This window comes from Microbacterium hibisci (genome assembly GCF_015278255.1).
GTDB classification, from domain to species: Bacteria; Actinomycetota; Actinomycetes; order Actinomycetales; family Microbacteriaceae; genus Microbacterium; species Microbacterium hibisci.
Map to the genome: position 1 here is coordinate 1 of NZ_JADIJC010000011.1, position 16159 is coordinate 16159.

The 16159-nt window shown below is 65.4% G+C and carries 16 protein-coding genes; 13 read left to right on the forward strand and 3 right to left on the reverse strand.

The features are described from left to right. The 13 genes from IM770_RS16570 to IM770_RS16630 form a co-directional block, all read left to right on the forward strand. Positions 1–191: hypothetical protein (locus IM770_RS16570; protein WP_203581634.1), on the forward strand; the 191-nt coding region annotated here is incomplete at its 5' end. A gap of 117 nt (positions 192–308) precedes the next feature. Then, positions 309–596: a hypothetical protein gene (locus tag IM770_RS16575; protein ID WP_203582271.1), complete on the forward strand. Its 288-nt coding sequence runs from the start codon at positions 309–311 to the stop codon at positions 594–596. A 1-nt stretch (position 597) separates the two neighbouring features. After that, positions 598–2454 carry a PspA/IM30 family protein gene (locus IM770_RS16580; RefSeq protein WP_203582272.1) on the forward strand — a complete coding sequence of 619 codons (1857 nt, stop codon included), beginning with the start codon at positions 598–600 and terminating at the stop codon, positions 2452–2454. 3 nt (positions 2455–2457) lie between these two features. Further along, positions 2458–2907: a hypothetical protein gene (locus IM770_RS16585; protein ID WP_203582273.1), complete on the forward strand. Its 450-nt coding sequence runs from the start codon at positions 2458–2460 to the stop codon at positions 2905–2907. Next, positions 2904–3575, forward strand: coding sequence for a hypothetical protein (locus IM770_RS16590; RefSeq protein WP_203582274.1), 672 nt, complete (start codon positions 2904–2906; stop codon positions 3573–3575). The genes IM770_RS16585 and IM770_RS16590 overlap by 4 nt, the downstream gene beginning before the upstream one ends. Before the next feature lie 36 nt (positions 3576–3611). Beyond that, entirely contained in the window at positions 3612–4448 is an 837-nt protein-coding gene (locus tag IM770_RS16595) for an MFS transporter (protein WP_203582275.1), read from the forward strand. A 337-nt stretch (positions 4449–4785) separates the two neighbouring features. Continuing rightward, the gene (gene rpsL / locus IM770_RS16600; RefSeq protein ID WP_071044913.1) at positions 4786–5154 is read left to right on the forward strand and encodes a 30S ribosomal protein S12; all 369 of its coding nucleotides are present in this window, start codon (positions 4786–4788) and stop codon (positions 5152–5154) included. A 5-nt stretch (positions 5155–5159) separates the two neighbouring features. Next, positions 5160–5630, forward strand: coding sequence for a 30S ribosomal protein S7 (gene rpsG, locus IM770_RS16605; protein WP_019181739.1), 471 nt, complete (start codon positions 5160–5162; stop codon positions 5628–5630). Positions 5631–5725: 95 nt separating this feature from the next. Continuing rightward, entirely contained in the window at positions 5726–7840 is a 2115-nt protein-coding gene (gene fusA, locus IM770_RS16610; protein ID WP_203582276.1) for an elongation factor G, read from the forward strand. Positions 7841–7994: 154 nt separating this feature from the next. Continuing rightward, on the forward strand, positions 7995–9188 hold the full coding sequence (tuf, locus tag IM770_RS16615) for an elongation factor Tu (RefSeq protein WP_203582277.1): 1194 nt from the start codon (positions 7995–7997) through the stop codon (positions 9186–9188). A gap of 526 nt (positions 9189–9714) precedes the next feature. Next, complete coding sequence (locus IM770_RS16620; protein ID WP_307785492.1) at positions 9715–10380, forward strand: glycosyltransferase; 666 nt, start codon at positions 9715–9717, stop codon at positions 10378–10380. A gap of 251 nt (positions 10381–10631) precedes the next feature. Beyond that, a complete protein-coding gene (locus IM770_RS16625; protein ID WP_239066369.1) occupies positions 10632–11378 on the forward strand; it encodes a glycosyltransferase in 747 nt (248 codons plus the stop codon). 54 nt (positions 11379–11432) lie between these two features. After that, positions 11433–12650, forward strand: a complete 1218-nt coding sequence (locus IM770_RS16630) for a hypothetical protein (RefSeq protein WP_203582280.1) — start codon at positions 11433–11435, stop codon at positions 12648–12650. A 438-nt stretch (positions 12651–13088) separates the two neighbouring features. Here IM770_RS16630 and IM770_RS16635 read toward each other — a convergent pair whose 3' ends face one another. From IM770_RS16635 to IM770_RS16645, 3 genes are read right to left on the reverse strand one after another with little or no spacing between them, the layout of a single operon-like run. Further along, the gene (locus IM770_RS16635; protein ID WP_203582281.1) at positions 13089–14261 is read right to left on the reverse strand and encodes a hypothetical protein; all 1173 of its coding nucleotides are present in this window, start codon (positions 14259–14261) and stop codon (positions 13089–13091) included. 53 nt (positions 14262–14314) lie between these two features. Further along, positions 14315–14899, reverse strand: coding sequence for an LbetaH domain-containing protein (locus IM770_RS18260; RefSeq protein ID WP_372430699.1), 585 nt, complete (start codon positions 14897–14899; stop codon positions 14315–14317). 12 nt (positions 14900–14911) lie between these two features. Continuing rightward, positions 14912–16114, reverse strand: coding sequence for a glycosyltransferase family protein (locus IM770_RS16645; RefSeq protein ID WP_203582283.1), 1203 nt, complete (start codon positions 16112–16114; stop codon positions 14912–14914). Between the last annotated feature and the right edge of the window lie 45 nt (positions 16115–16159).

The following is a 16159-nucleotide window of genomic DNA, read 5'->3' on the forward strand; positions in this document are numbered from 1 at the left end:
AGAGCGATGTGGACCGTCTGCTGGGCGATGACTTCAAGACGCAGCACGCGTCGGGCAAGTTCGGTGAGGGGTACAACGAGCTGACCACGGGTCTGGAGAAGGCCATCGAGGGCATCTCCGACATGGGCGAGTCGCTGCGCAAGATGATGCAGGCGATCAAGGACACCGACCAGGCCCTCGCCGGCAACTGATCTTCCGGGGCGGATGCCGCTGGCCTCGGTCCGCGGCATCCGCTCGTTCCGCGAAACGGCGCCCCACGTGCAAGGGTCGTCCGGATCTGACGGCAACCACACGACGCGGAGGGCCACATGGCCGGCATGGTGAAGCTCGACCTCGGGGCGATCGCCGACACGGCGACCGATGCCGACCGGATCCGTCGCACCTTCGACGACTCCGACGACTCCTCGCGCGCCGCCGCGGACGCGTGCGGCCACGCCGACCTCGCCGACACCGTCCGGCGGTTCGCCACGACCTGGGATGACCGCCGTCGCGGCATGTCGGACGCCCTCGGCACGCTCGCCGGCGTGCTCCGCGACATCCACACCGCCTTCGAAGACCTCGACCGCACGCTCGGCGAGTCGGCAGGAGCCCGCTGACATGGAGCGACTCGACGGCGATCCGGTGGTGCTGCGCCGCACCGGGCAGCGCTACGCCGAGACAGCGGAGGCGATCCGCTCCGCCGTGGCGACGCTGCACCAGATCTCGAACCGCGGGCCGATGGTGAGCGTGGCGATCGACCGGGTGCGCAGGGATGCCGCACAGCTGGCCCGCGAGATCTCGCAGGCCGAGCGGCGGTATGCCGAGACCGGCGAGGCGCTGTCGGAGTACGCCGAGGCGCTGCAGTCGGCGCAGGACGACGCCGCCCGGGCCATCGCCGACCGAGAGGCGGCGGATGCCGACCGTGCGTCGGCGGCGTCGCGGGCACGATCCGTCCGCTCCGATCTCGGCGACCTCGCAGACGACGCGCCCGCGGGCACGCAGGCCTCGCTCGACGCTGCACTCCGATCGGCGCTCACCGGCGTCGAGGACGCGACGGCGGACGCGGCATCCGCTCAGCGCCGCTATGACGAGGCCGTCGCGGATCGTGACCGCGCCGCTCGGCACGCGATGGCCCGCATCCGCGACGTCGTCGAGGGCAGCGGGCTGAACGACTCGTTCTGGGACGACGTGGGCGGCGTGTTCCACGACGTCGTCGACTTCCTGGCCGACGCGCTCGACGCGATCGTCGATGCGATCGTCGCGGTGCTCGACGCGATCGCCAAGCTCATCGTGGCCGTGCTCACGGTGATCGCCGCGGTGATCGTGCTCGGCCTCGCGATCCTGGCGCTGCTGGTGCTCACGGTGATCGCCCTCGCGCTGCTGGTGGTGGTGCTGCAGATCGTGATGCTGGTCATCACGCTGGCCCTGCTGCTGGTGGCGGGTCTCGCGCTGCTGGCGATCGCCCTGCTCGCCGCGGTGATCGTCCTCGTCCCCGGGCTGCTGGCGTTCCTGCTGAGCACGGCGTGGCTGTTCGCCTTCAACCTGGCCACCGGGATGGACCCGGTGCAGGCGCTGGTGCAGGCGGCCATCCCGGCGCTGCTGTTCACCTACCCGGCGCTGTGGGCGGTGATCGCATGGGCATCGGGCCAAGAGACCGGCACTCCCGACTTCGTCGACACCGCCGCCGTGGAGAGACGCGAGGAGTACTCGTTCGAGACGCTCTTCGCCGACCTGAAGGACATCGACGAGAACGGACACACGTCGGGCGATCCGAGCACGAACGAGGAGTCGATCGTGCGCATCATCCCCTTCGTGGGACCGGACGGCGAGATCATCTACCGCGTGCACATCCCGTCCACGCAGCAGTGGACGCCGGGCGGCACGAGCGGCAACGACGTCACCAGCGACATCGTGGCGAAGATGAACCAGGCGCAGCAGACGCAGCTCGAGAAGATGGTCATCGACGCCATGCGGCGCGCGAACGTGCCGGACGGGGCGCACGTCATGCTCAGCGGGTGGAGCCTGGGCGGGATCACCGCGGGCAATCTCGCATCCGATCCCGGATTCTCGAGCACCTACAAGGTGGATGCCATCGTCGTGGCGGGGTCGTCGGTCGACGATCTCGACATCCCGCCGTCGACGCGGGTGCTCGACGTCTCGCACACGGTCGATCCCGTCCCGCGCACCGAGAATCCGTTCGCCGGCGACCACTCCGACGATCCGAACAGGTACAAGATCGACGTGCCGTCGCCCGGCGGGCTGGATTCCGTCGGACACAATGCCGGCTACTACCAGACCACCATGAGGGAACAGGTCGACGAGGGCCGCAGCGACGTCGGGAGGGCCTTCCTCGCCGACGATCCCTCGGCGGACGACGGCGTGCAGATCAGCGACTACTTCGGCACGCCCGCCACGGTGGGCGAGAATGGTGAACCGATCGGCGCCTACGACTACGCCTACACCAGAGGAGACTGACGCATGCGACGACTCGCGTTCGCCGCGGTCGCCCTGGCGGCGGCGCTGGCGCTCGGAGGCTGCGGCCCCGCGGCAGGAGGAGACCCCGAAATGGACGCAGCGGCGATCCAGTCCGAGCTCGTTCAGATCGACGGCGTGACAGACGCCTCGGTCGGGACCTACAACACCGGTGCGCCCGGACGCCACGCGCTGCGCACCAAGCTCGTCGTCGACGAGGCCGGACTGGCCGATCTGCCCGGGGTGCTCGATGCCGCGATCGACATCGTGGCGGCCGAGGCGCCCGGGTGGTCGGAGTACGAGTTCTCGGTGTCGGCGGTCGATGAGTCGTCCCCCACGGGCACGGTCTCGCTGAGCCTCGACAAGCGACTGACCCCGGATGACGTGCCGTACGGCACACTGGGCTCGTCGCTGACCATGACGCCCGACGAGCTCCGGCAGGCCGCGGGTTCATGACCCGTCCTGCGGCGCTGCGCCTGAACCTGCCCGGCACCTGGCGCTCGTTCGAGCTGTCACCCGACGACGACCAGGTGGCGGCCGAGGTCGCCGACTTCGTGCGCGAGCGGCTAGGTCGTCGCGACGATCAGGCGACGCTGCGGGCGCAGCAGCGCCTGAGCCTGGGAGCCGCTGTGCGCCGTGCGCGCGACGCCGGTGCGACGCAGTTCCTCTTCTCTCTGGAGGCGCCCGGCGGGCTCGCCTTCGCGTCGACGGTCGCCGAGTACCGGCCGTCGCTGCCGCTGGGTGAGTCGACGGATGCCGCAGCCCTCGTCGACCGGCTGGTCGGCGTGCTGGCATCCGAGGTCGGCGCCGACCCTGATCAGCGGTGGGAGGCGTTCGAGCTGGCCGGGGGAGCGGTGTTCGAGCGGGAGGGCGGACTGGTCCTGCGACGGGATCGCCGGCTCGCGGCATCCGATCCCGAACGCGATGCGCCGGTCACCGTCGTGGACTACTGGCTGACCGAGCCGGGCCACAGCCGCGTGGTGCTCGTCAGCTTCACCACTGTGCTCAGCGAGCTGGCGCCGCTCCTGATCGACCTGTTCGACGCGGTGGTCGGTGACGCGCAGTGGATCGCGCAGGATGCGCTCGCGGCGCTCCGCGCCGAGCTGCGAGCGGACTCCCGATGACGGGGCGGCGTGAGCTCGACCGCTTCACGAGGTGACATGGCAGATCTGACCGCCGACATCGGAGCCGAACTCAGGACGCGGCTCCCCGACCTGCGTTCGCACAAGAAGCTCGACGCCGTCGTGGCGGCCTCGCGTGCGGCGGTCCTCGTCGCCGTGCCCCGGCTGCGGGGCGAGCACGACGCGGTGGTCGCGCGACGTGGTCCCGCGCGCCCGGGCAGACCGAGCCTTTGGACCCCCCGCGAGGTGCTCGCTTTGGCCGCGTTGCTGACCGGGTTCATCGCAGCGGCCCTGGTGCTTCCCTCGCCTCGAAACGGACGTCCCGCCCTGGGGGTGGACAACGCGGCGCTGTGGGTGGGCGTCCTCGCCGCCGCCACGCTCATCGTCTTCGCGCTGCTCGAGCCGGGACGCCGCGACTCGCTGCTGTTCGGAGCCCACACGCGCAACGCCCCGAAAATGTACATCTTCCTCGCGGTGCTGTGGGCGCTGGTGTTCGCCTACATGCTCGCGAACTGGGACGACGTCGATCGGTGGGAGCCCGCGCTGCCGACGACGGGTCTCGTCCTCCTCGGCGCGTCGATCGTCGGCATCGCCGTGCTGGCCGTCGTCGCTCGTCGTCACGACAAGGCTGCGCTGGCAGAACCCGACGTGGCGGCCAAGGACGACTGGGGTCGCTCGGCGAAGGACGCCGACCCCGTCGAGGAGTGGTGGGTCGCTCTGCCGGCCAAGCTCAGTCCCGCCGAGCGGGGTGCCGCCGACCGGTCCTATCGCGCCGCTCTCGACGTCCTCGAGCGCGAGCAGCTGATCCGTCCTGCGGACGGGAAGCGCCTGCGGCGGAAGAACCCGCCCGTCGTCTGGCGAGGAGACGCCGGATGACGCACGGCGGTGACGTCTCGTGAGAGCTCCGGCGCCGCCCGGTCCCCGGCATCCGCTCCGCGTTTGCCGCACCCCCGAAACCCACGTATCATAGATCGGGTGTGCGCTCACGCGCGCCGTCCGACGTGCCTCGGCGTGTCGACGGCCGAGCGGGCGCCGCATCTCAGGGAACGGCCTGCGAACAGGCCACCCCCACGGCATATCCACCAACAAAAGCTCGGCACCATCCTGTCGCGCCGGTGGATCCACGTGAGCCCGCAGCGTCATGAATCGCAAGATCCGGATGCCGCGGGGGAGACCACGACGCTGTCACCGTGCAGCACAACAAGGAGAGAACGTGCCAACCATTCAGCAGTTGGTTCGCAAGGGCCGCTCGCCCAAGGTCGCGAAGACCAAGGCGCCCGCGCTCAAGGCGAACCCGCAGCAGGCGGGTGTCTGCACCCGCGTGTACACGACCACCCCGAAGAAGCCGAACTCGGCGATGCGCAAGGTCGCCCGTGTCAAGCTCCGCAACGGCACCGAGGTCACCGCGTACATCCCAGGCGAGGGCCACAACCTGCAGGAGCACTCGCTCGTGCTCGTCCGCGGCGGTCGTGTGAAGGACCTCCCCGGTGTCCGCTACAAGATCGTCCGCGGTGCGCTCGACACCCAGGCTGTCAAGAACCGTAAGCAGGCTCGCAGCCGCTACGGCGCGAAGAAGGGCTGAGAAAGATGCCTCGTAAGGGACCCGCCCCGAAGCGCCCCGTCGTCAACGACCCGGTGTACGGCGCCCCCGTCGTCACCCAGCTCGTCAACAAGATCCTCGTCGACGGCAAGAAGTCGATCGCCGAGTCGATCGTCTACACCGCCCTGCGCGGTGTGGAGGCCAAGAACGGTCAGGACGCCGTCGCGACGCTCAAGAAGGCGCTCGACAACGTGCGCCCGACCCTCGAGGTCAAGAGCCGCCGCGTCGGTGGCTCGACCTACCAGGTGCCAGTCGAGGTCAAGCCTCACCGCGCCAACACGCTCGCCCTCCGCTGGCTCGTGAGCTACGCCAAGGGCCGTCGTGAGAAGACGATGACCGAGCGCCTCCAGAACGAGATCCTGGACGCCTCGAACGGCCTCGGTGCCGCGGTCAAGCGCCGCGAAGACACCCACAAGATGGCCGAGTCGAACCGCGCCTTCGCGCACTACCGCTGGTAAGCCGCTTCGACAGGCTCAGCGACCGGTTCGCCGGTCCCTGAGCCTGTCGAAGGGCCGCCCGCCCAGAATCACCCACAACCGGTAAGGACACCCCCGTGGCACAAGAAGTGCTCACCGACCTCCACAAGGTCCGCAACATCGGCATCATGGCGCACATCGATGCCGGCAAGACGACGACGACCGAGCGCATCCTGTTCTACACGGGCGTCAACCACAAGATCGGCGAGACGCACGACGGCGCTGCCACCACCGACTGGATGGAGCAGGAGCAGGAGCGCGGCATCACGATCACGTCGGCCGCCGTCACCTGCTTCTGGAACAAGAACCAGATCAACATCATCGACACGCCCGGCCACGTCGACTTCACGGTCGAGGTCGAGCGTTCGCTGCGCGTCCTCGACGGCGCGGTCGCGGTCTTCGACGGCAAGGAGGGCGTCGAGCCCCAGTCCGAGACCGTGTGGCGTCAGGCCGACAAGTACGACGTTCCCCGCATCTGCTTCGTCAACAAGATGGACAAGCTGGGCGCCGACTTCTACTTCACGGTCGACACCATCGTCAACCGCCTGAAGGCCAAGCCGCTCGTGCTCCAGCTGCCCATCGGCTCGGAGAGCGACTTCGTGGGTGTCATCGACCTCGTCGAGATGCGCGCGCTGGTCTGGCCCGGCGACGCCAAGGGCGACGTGACCATGGGCGCGAAGTACGAGATCCAGGAGATCCCGGCCGACCTCGCCGACAAGGCCGCGGAGTACCGCGAGATCCTGCTCGAGACCGTCGCCGAGTCCGACGAGGAGCTTCTCGAGAAGCACTTCGGCGGCGAGGAGCTCACGGTCGCCGAGATCAAGGCCGCGATCCGCAAGCTCACCATCGCCTCGGAGCTGTACCCGGTCCTCTGCGGCTCGGCGTTCAAGAACCGCGGCGTGCAGCCGATGCTCGACGCCGTCGTGGACTACCTCCCGTCGCCCCTCGACGTCCCCGCCATCGAGGCGAAGGACCCGAAGGACGAAGAGGTCATCATCGAGCGTCACGCCGACCGTGACGAGCCGTTCGCGGCGCTCGCGTTCAAGATCGTGACGCACCCGTTCTTCGGTCGCCTCACCTACATCCGCGTGTACTCGGGTCACCTCGACTCGGGCGCCCAGGTCGTGAACGCGACCAAGGGCAAGAAGGAGCGCATCGGGAAGATCTTCCAGATGCACGCCAACAAGGAGATGCCGGTCGACTCGGTCACCGCCGGTCACATCTACGCGGTCATCGGCCTCAAGGACACCACCACCGGTGACACCCTGGCCGACTCGAACAACCAGGTCGTCCTCGAGTCGATGACGTTCCCGGAGCCGGTCATCGAGGTCGCGATCGAGCCGAAGACCAAGGCCGACCAGGAGAAGCTGGGTCTGGCGATCCAGAAGCTCGCCGAAGAGGACCCGACGTTCCGCGTCGAGCAGAACGCCGAGACCGGCCAGACGGTCATCAAGGGCATGGGCGAGCTGCACCTCGACATCCTCGTGGACCGCATGAAGCGCGAGTTCAAGGTCGAGGCCAACGTCGGCAAGCCGCAGGTGGCGTACCGCGAGACGATCCGCAAGATCGTCGAGCGTCACGACTACACCCACAAGAAGCAGACCGGTGGATCCGGCCAGTTCGCGAAGATCCAGTTCGCGCTCGAGCCCCTCGAGGTCACGGCCGACAAGATCTACGAGTTCGAGAACAAGGTCACCGGTGGCCGCATCCCGCGCGAGTACATCGGCCCCACCGACCAGGGCTTCCAGGACGCCATGAACGTCGGCGTGCTCGCCGGCTACCCCATGGTGGGCGTGAAGGCGATCCTGCTCGACGGTGCGTCGCACGACGTCGACTCGTCCGAGATGGCGTTCAAGATCGCCGGCTCGATGGGCTTCAAGGAGGCCGTCCGCAAGGCGAACCCCGTCATCCTCGAGCCGCTCATGGCCGTCGAGGTGCGTACTCCCGAGGAGTACATGGGCGACGTCATCGGCGACCTGAACTCGCGTCGTGGCCAGATCCAGTCGATGGAGGACGCCCAGGGCGTCAAGGTCGTCCGCGCGCTGGTGCCGCTTTCCGAGATGTTCGGCTACATCGGCGACCTGCGCTCGAAGACCTCGGGCCGTGCCGTGTACTCGATGGAGTTCGACAGCTACGCCGAGGTTCCTCGCAACGTGGCCGACGAGATCATCCAGAAGGTCAAGGGCGAGTGATCGCCCCGGATGCCGGGGGCAGCGGCCCCCGGCATCCGTCCACAACTTCACACCGCTTCAACAGAACCCCTCTACTAAGCTAGAGAAATCCCCGTAGACGACCGGCGCACACCAGCGCCCGGAACCTCTACACGAACGTCCTGAGGAGGACCCAGTGGCTAAGGCCAAGTTCGAGCGCACCAAGCCGCACGTGAACATCGGAACGATCGGTCACGTCGACCACGGCAAGACCACGCTCACCGCAGCGATCTCGAAGGTGCTCGCCGACAAGTACCCGTCGGCCACCAACGTGCAGCGCGACTTCGCGTCGATCGACTCCGCTCCCGAGGAGCGCCAGCGCGGCATCACGATCAACATCTCGCACGTCGAGTACGAGACCCCGAAGCGTCACTACGCTCACGTCGACGCCCCGGGTCACGCCGACTACATCAAGAACATGATCACCGGTGCTGCCCAGATGGACGGCGCGATCCTCGTTGTCGCGGCCACCGACGGCCCGATGGCGCAGACGCGCGAGCACGTGCTGCTCGCCAAGCAGGTCGGCGTTCCCTACCTGCTCGTCGCGCTGAACAAGTCCGACATGGTCGACGACGAGGAGATCCTGGAGCTCGTCGAGCTCGAGGTTCGCGAGCTGCTGTCGTCGCAGGACTTCGACGGTGACAACGCTCCGGTCGTCCGCGTCTCGGGCCTCAAGGCTCTCGAGGGCGACGCCGAGTGGACCGCGAAGATCCTCGAGCTCATGGAGGCGGTCGACGAGTCGATCCCCGACCCGGTGCGTGACAAGGACAAGCCGTTCCTCATGCCCATCGAGGACGTCTTCACCATCACCGGCCGTGGCACGGTCGTCACGGGCCGCGCCGAGCGCGGTACCCTCGCGATCAACTCCGAGGTCGAGATCGTGGGTCTGCGCCCGACGCAGAAGACGATCGTCACCGGTATCGAGATGTTCCACAAGCAGCTCGACGAGGCGTGGGCCGGCGAGAACTGTGGTCTGCTCCTCCGCGGCACCAAGCGTGACGACGTCGAGCGCGGCCAGGTCGTCGTGAAGCCCGGTTCGGTCACCCCGCACACCAACTTCGAGGGCACGGCGTACATCCTGTCCAAGGAGGAGGGCGGCCGTCACAACCCGTTCTTCACGAACTACCGCCCGCAGTTCTACTTCCGCACCACCGACGTCACCGGCGTCATCACGCTGCCCGAGGGCACCGAGATGGTCATGCCCGGCGACACCACCGACATGACGGTCGAGCTGATCCAGCCGATCGCCATGGAGGAGGGCCTCGGCTACGCCATCCGCGAGGGTGGCCGCACCGTCGGCGCCGGCACGGTCACGAAGATCCTGAAGTAATCTTCGCGAACTACGACGAGGGGGTCGGGCATCCGCCCGGCCCCCTCTTCTGTTTAGCGGTGTCGATCATGACTTTGGGGGTTCTGTGAGCGGCGTACTGGTGCACGAGTGGTTAGCGCCTACGGGCGGTTCCGAGAATGTCTTCGAAGTGTTATCGGAGGCGTTCCCCGGCGCTGAGCGCTTTTGTCTCTGGAATGAGAGCGACGGGAGGTTCGCCGGTGTTGAGGAGACCGTGCTCGCCCACACTCCGTTGCGTGGACGTAAGGCGCTCGCCCTCCCGCTAATGCCTTTCGCGTGGCGGGCGCTCCCGAAGCGGGACGCCGAGTGGGTATTGTGCAGTAGCCATGCGTTCGCACACCACGCGCGTTTTCGGGGGCCTGCTCGCGATGCGCCCAAGTTGGTGTATGCCCATACTCCGGCGCGCTACGTGTGGACCCCGGAACTTGACGGCCGAGGTGGCGGGATAACAGCACGCGTCGTCTCCAACGCGCTGAAGCCCATCGACCGCAAGCGGGCCAAGGAGCCCGTGGCGATCGCTGCCAACTCGAAGTTCGTCGCCGATCGTATTGCCCGAACATGGGAACGCGACAGCGCGGTGCTCTATCCCCCCGTGGACGTCGGGTATTTTGCCACGGCGCAGCGTCGCCTGCCCGCCGACGAGGACGCAATTCTCGACACCCTCCCGCGTCACTTCCTCTTCGGAGTGTCAAGGCTCGTTCCGTACAAGCGCCTGGATCTCGTCATTGAAGCCGGCTTGGCAGCGGATCTACCGGTTGTGATCGCCGGTGAAGGACCCGATGAGGCTCGCCTAAAGGCGATGGCCGCCAATCGCAACGCGCATGTGATTTTCGTGGGCAAGACGTCGAAGGCGCTGCTGGCTGAGCTCTACCGTCGTGCACTCGCTGTCGTATTCGCCCCTATCGAGGATTTCGGAATCATCCCGGTCGAAGCGATGGCCGCAGGAACGCCAGTTATCGCGAACGCCATCGGAGGCGCCTCCGAGTCGGTCCTTGACGGAACGACGGGCGCCGTTGTCGCTGACTGGTCGCCACAATCCCTTCGCGAGGCTGTGGCTCGCGCGGACGCATCGTCGCCCAAGTCCTGTGTCGCACGTGCGGAGGAATTTAGCACCGCACGTTTCGTCGAAAGTGTTCGCGCATGGGCTTACACCAGCCTTGGAGCCACGGCATGAACGCGGTTCGTGGCCTCTACGTCGATGATCGTTACCGCGGATCGCACGGCATCGGACGGTATGCCCACGAAGTGACCTCTCGATTGCACATGTCATGGAGGCCGCTAGGCCTCCCGGGTGCGCCCGCTGACCCCGGCGACTTCCTGCGTAGGCTCCCGTCAGGGGCTCGGGAAGGCGTGGTCTACTCACCCGGCTATGGCGCACTTTTGTCCGCGGAGAAGCAGGTTCTCACCGTTCACGACCTTATACATATGAAGGTGAACTGGCCTCATCGAGTGAAGTACCTCGCGTATTACAACGGCCCGGTGAAGAGCGCAATTCGGCGAGCCGGAGTGGTCGTGACCGTTTCAGCGACGTCACGCCGGGACATCGTCTCCTGGCTTCGCGACGATAGCGTCAACGTGGTGAATGCCGGAATCGGGCGCTCTGAGGCGTTCCGTCCGGATGGACCAGTGGCAGCTGCGCGGACGCCCTACCTGATGTATGTGGGAAACATGCGCAAGCACAAGAACTTGGACACGATTCTTTCCGCCTTCGCAACTCTCGATGGTATCGAATTGAGAGCGGTCGTGCCTGAGCGCGAGGTCGGGCAGCTACGCGCGCGTTGTCAGCAACTCGGCATTTCTCCCCGCGTGAAGGCACTCAGTGGGCTGAGCGATGAAGAAATCGCGGCGCAGTACCGCGGCGCCTTTGCTACAGTGATGCCGTCGACGATCGAGGGGTTCGGGCTACCCCCGCTGGAAAGCATTTGCTGCGGAACTCCCGTGATTTGGTGGGGCGGCTGCGATGTGATCACCGAAACGGTCGATGGCAGGGGCATCGCCGTCAATGGCGCATTCGACGCCGAGGAGTGGGCGAGCGCCATCCAATATTTTGCAGCTTCTGGCGGGAGAGTTTCTCCGCCCCCCGCGGACACTTTCGACTGGGATCGTGTCGCCGCCGCAGTGTCGGGCACGATAGCCGCCGAGCTCGGTACCGCTGCCAAGAAGAATCGGTAGATAATGTCGAATATATTGTCGCGTGTGCTCCGGCCGGTCCCGGTGATGTTGATCATGGTGGGACTGAGCGCACTTGCGTGGTTGTTTCCCGGCGAGTCAGCCGAACTGCGCGGCTTCGGCACCCGCGCGCAATTCACGTGGGTAGGGTTGCTAATTCTGGCGGCCTTCTATGCACTGGCGGCTGGTGCGACGTCGCTGGGCGAACTTGTCGGACGCCGCGTTCGTCTACCGCGGTGGCTGGACGGATACGTCGAGAGCGTCTCGCGCGAGGACGAGTTCAATACTCGTCTCTATTACCTGCTAACGGCCCTGGCTTTTCTTGGTGTTGGGTACTTGGTAGTAGCGGCGGGTGGGCCAATTGCCTTTGTGGACGCGATGATCGACACCAATGCGAACGTTCTCAAAGCTGCGACCGGCGGGCAGCCCGGCCTTTCGACGCTGAGGTACACGGCAGCCATAGCTGCGCCGCTCGGGGTGTACCGGGCACTTTCCCGCCGGACTGGGTACGCGTCGGCGATCTTCAATGTTGTCTTACTGCTGATCTCTGCCATAGTCGCATCGCGGCTGTCGCTCATGATGGCAACCGTGATATTCCTTTACCTGATTGCCCGCAAGCCAATCAAGATCCGCGCGCGCGGCGCTGTCGTCGCTGTCGGAGTTCTGTTTGTGGGCACTGCGCTCGTGTTCCTGAACTACATTCGTAATGCAGCTTTTTACGCGACGAATGGAGTTCACGATCCGATAAGCGCCGCGTTTTTCCAGGCTCTAACCTATGTTGGTTCGCCATTCCAAGTTTCAGTCGGAGTGGCGAACGCACTTGCGGCACAACCGGAGTTATTCGCGTCGCCGACCTACCAGCCCTTTGCTGTCCTTCTGCCGTCGTTCTTGACCGATATCCCACCGGGGTTGCCGATAGGTTCGCAGCGGTACCACGACGTCGTCGACATTCATCTCACGTTGTCAACGAACTCGGCGTTTGCGGACACGCTAGTCGACTACGCCGTACCAGGGTTGCTGCTTAGCATGGTATGGGTGGCGCTTTTCGGCTTTATCTTCAGCTTCGCTGCGAGGGTCCAGACTTACGCATACCTCACCGCAGGCGCCGCGCTGTACGGCTTCGCAGAGTTTTGGCGCCTTCTCCTCATGAACCAGGGGGTGGCTATCTTCGCAGTCGCTGTCCCGCTCCTCGCCGCCGGTATCGTCGCACTATCATTTCGGATCGGTTGGCTTGATCGAGTAGCGGAGCGCCTCTTCCGACAGGGTCGCGCCTGAGCAGGGTCGGGTATGGGCAACGCCCGCGCACCCACTGCACGTCCTGGCGGGCCTCGGCGACGGTCGGCGAACCTGCCAAGACGGGGGCGAAAACCCCAGGCACATGGTTGTCGTTTCGTCAGTTGCTCCGGATCGTGCGGCTTGACGATCAGCGCCGCCGCCGACACCCGGCCGCGGCGCGCTAGATGGCGCCGATGATCGTGAGCACGTCGGCGTGCGGATGATGATCCTGTCGATCGCCGAGGCGGCGACGGCGTGGTTGTCCGAGACGCCGCAGCAGTCCGAGCGAGGCAGATCGAGTTTGAGATCACCCAATCTGGTCTGCGTGTTCTAGCTGCCAAGTGTCGTTATGCCCGGTTCTCGAGTGGCCGGGACCCCGACAAAGCCCGCGGCGGAATGCCGACGGCGCCCTTCGCGGATGTCCCGGAGGCGAAGTGATCATGCGAGATCAGTTCGCTTGCTCCACCGTCGGACCACGAGAAACTGCCAACAAGCGACGCTGACGTCAACGATTGCGAGCGCCATCGCCACGCCGGGTCCGCCGACCACAAGCGCCGCGGCACCTTGCAAAGCGACTCCCACAAGGGCGCCCACAGAGGTCGTTAGCGCCAGGATTGACGCGGAGCCGATGGCCACAAGGCCCGCTTGCCCCACGACCTGGTTGACGAGCATCGCACCTATACAGACGCCGAATGGTATCGCCATCGACCAGGGTATAACCACTGCTCCAACCGAGAGGAGTGAACCCATCGTCGGGATAAGAAGTGCGGCCACAACGGCAAGAGCAATCGACCAAGTGAGCGCCGCGCGAACTGCGACTCGGACACGCCCCGCGAGATGCTCTGGTCCCCCGGAAGGTAGCCAGCTCTGTGCGAACTGAAGCACCGGAACCAAGGCGGCGCCGGCGTAATTGTAGAGCTTGAAGGCCAAGGCGAACGGTTCGATGGCTGACGGGACGATGACGCTTACTACGATCAACGACGAGTTGTAGTACAACGACGCCATGCTCGTCGTCACGACGCCGTGCCGCTGCCCGGCCAGCTCGGACCAAATTAGCGAGGGCGTCGGCCTTGGCGCAGGGCCAGCTCCTCTCAGGGCAACCCGATAGCTGAAAGCCAGTGATAGTAGTGCTGCGAGCGTGATCGATGCCGCAAAAGCGAGCAGAGATTGAGTTACCCAGACCGCGGCCAGACCGACGACAACCCCGACGGCGCGCGGGATTGCGTCCAGAAGAAGTACTCGGATCGGTCGCGCCTCACCGACAAAGAACCAAACGACGCCCAAGGACTGTAGCGAATATCCGGCGGTTGCGAGTACAGCGACGGACGCTGGCAGGCCAGAGATGGAAACTCCGATACCGGCAGCTATCGGAAGCGCGAAGACATAGAGGACGAGTCTCGCGTAGGCGGAACGTATCAACGCTTGCCTTCGCTCTTCCACCCCCAGTCGCGCAATCAGGTTCGGGCCTGTGGCACCCCAACCAAAACTCACCAGGACAGTAGTCAATGCGGCGATCGACTGAACAACCGCCAGCCCAGCCCAGGCTCCTGCCCCCACCTGATGGATGAGAGCGGGGACTGAAAGAACGCCGACGGCAAAGGTCAGCATCACGCTAGCCGCGTAAGGGCCGAGACGAACGAAAAAGCGCCTGAGCACGTCGATGACTATCTAACGCGCCGCCAGGCTCGCTCTGCTTCGTCCCAAACCTTGACGACTCGAGCGGGGGCACCGACGGCGATCGAGTTGGACGGAATGTGCCCGGCTACCACGGAGTTCGCGCCGACGATCACGCCCTCGCCGATGCTCGAGCCTGGCAAGACCACGACATTGTTGCCCAGATGGCAACGCGCGCCCACCTCGACGGGAGCCGCGCCTGCGAGCGCTCGTTTCGCTGGGGGAACGGTGGGTCCCGACTGCTCGTGGCCAGTCGTCGATCCGTGTTGATGGTCTGTGATGAACACATTCTCGCCGAATAGACACCAGTCGCCGATAGTGATTCTCGAGATCCCGGAGATGTGTAGGCGTGGCGAAGTTCGCACGTTTTCGCCCAGTCGGATGACGGGCTTGAACCGCTGGCCCTCGTATTCGGTCACAGCCTCGAGCCAGACCGGTCCACTCGCGAAGAAGCCGCGACCGACGACTAGTCCTGATCCGCTGACGACGCTTCCTACTGGCACGCTACCTGTGATTCCAAGTCGCTTGGCGTTCAAGCGCGAGAAAGCCGCGTTCAGTTTCTGTTGAATGCCCACAATTCCTATCGCCTAGCGTCGCACATTGGCCGCTGATAGGAGCCGCTCACGACTACTCTTGAAGCGTTTCGGAAACGTGCGTTTGAACCATCCGAAGGTATCAGGCAGTGCATACTTCGCCGCAATCGCCAGATCCCCGGCGGCGAGGCCCAGCTTTCGCACCCGGGCGGACCGCCGCCATGCCGAGAACGGCTCGGCCGCTTGCGGGGCGAACGCAGATGGAAGAGGAGTCGCACTTGCGGACGACAGGAGGTCCGCGCGATATTGCCGGCGCAAACGCTTCGAGATCGATTTGCCACGGGAATCCCGATTGAATCCGTAGGGGACCGTCGAGCCGAGTTCACGCTCTATGCGGAGTACCGTTCGCGCGTAGTCGCGGCTGAGGTCTCTGAAGGCCGCGCTATCGGTCACGTTATGCATATCGGCGTTCAGGCGTTCGCTAATTGCCTCTGGGTCGTTCGCGTTGAAGCCGCTGAAGTGCAGCAGCCTCAGGTGATGACCGTCCTCACCCACGATGAACTGCGACGTGTCACGGTCGATGTGACGTTCTAGGAGATTCCACGGGCCCACGTTGTAGCCCGCGTGACGCAGGGAATGCGCACCGAAGTAATTCGCTCCCACGTCCGTCCACTTCTGATCGACAAACATGCCGAGCAGCGGGTAGATAAGGCACTCCCGCTCCAGGTGCGCCCACCACCAATCGAGGAAGTCGCGTCCGCCTCGACCTACCGCGCAGAATCCGAGATTGTGTACTCCCACAGTCAGGCTGTGCACCTCACTGATGTAGCTGGACCCTGGAGGAATCGGTTTGAGAAAATGTGGAGTTAACACAACGCCATGTTCGCGGACCGCCGGCTCCAACTCCACGAGGGGCGACACGACCTGCATGTCCGGGTCTAGGTAGATCGCCTGCTCGTAGGTGTTCAGCAGCTGGCGAAGGAGAAGCGGCTTCACCGACGTCGAGAGTTCGACGACGTCGTAGATCATCGCGAGGTAGTCGTACTCGATGGCCTCGATGCCAAGATCGTTGCGCCCGAGGACCGTCAGCCGCGGCCGATCGAGCTCGAGCTCCCGGCGGTCACCATCGACAACCAGAAGAACGAAGTCACGCTCCGGCTCGTGCTTGCGCACGCTCTCATATAGAGCGAGAGCCTGCGGAAGGTAGTTCTGCGCAACGATGGTGCAGTACACGCCTGCAAGTCGGATCTCGCTCATCCGCGCCATCTTACGCGAGCAGCGCGGGGTGCCCGATCAACTGCA

What these genes read in the sequence shown, in the direction of transcription:
- IM770_RS16575 (WP_203582271.1), top strand. Translation starts at nt 309, where the DNA reads ATGGCCGGCATGGTGAAGCTCGACCTCGGGGCGATCGCCGACACGGCG.
- IM770_RS16580 (WP_203582272.1), top strand. Translation starts at nt 598, where the DNA reads ATGGAGCGACTCGACGGCGATCCGGTGGTGCTGCGCCGCACCGGGCAG.
- IM770_RS16585 (WP_203582273.1), top strand. Translation starts at nt 2,458, where the DNA reads ATGCGACGACTCGCGTTCGCCGCGGTCGCCCTGGCGGCGGCGCTGGCG.
- IM770_RS16590 (WP_203582274.1), top strand. Translation starts at nt 2,904, where the DNA reads ATGACCCGTCCTGCGGCGCTGCGCCTGAACCTGCCCGGCACCTGGCGC.
- IM770_RS16595 (WP_203582275.1), top strand. Translation starts at nt 3,612, where the DNA reads ATGGCAGATCTGACCGCCGACATCGGAGCCGAACTCAGGACGCGGCTC.
- rpsG (WP_019181739.1), top strand. Translation starts at nt 5,160, where the DNA reads ATGCCTCGTAAGGGACCCGCCCCGAAGCGCCCCGTCGTCAACGACCCG.
- IM770_RS16625 (WP_239066369.1), top strand. Translation starts at nt 10,632, where the DNA reads ATGAAGGTGAACTGGCCTCATCGAGTGAAGTACCTCGCGTATTACAAC.
- IM770_RS16630 (WP_203582280.1), top strand. Translation starts at nt 11,433, where the DNA reads ATGGTGGGACTGAGCGCACTTGCGTGGTTGTTTCCCGGCGAGTCAGCC.
- IM770_RS16645 (WP_203582283.1), bottom strand. Translation starts at nt 16,114, where the DNA reads ATGAGCGAGATCCGACTTGCAGGCGTGTACTGCACCATCGTTGCGCAG.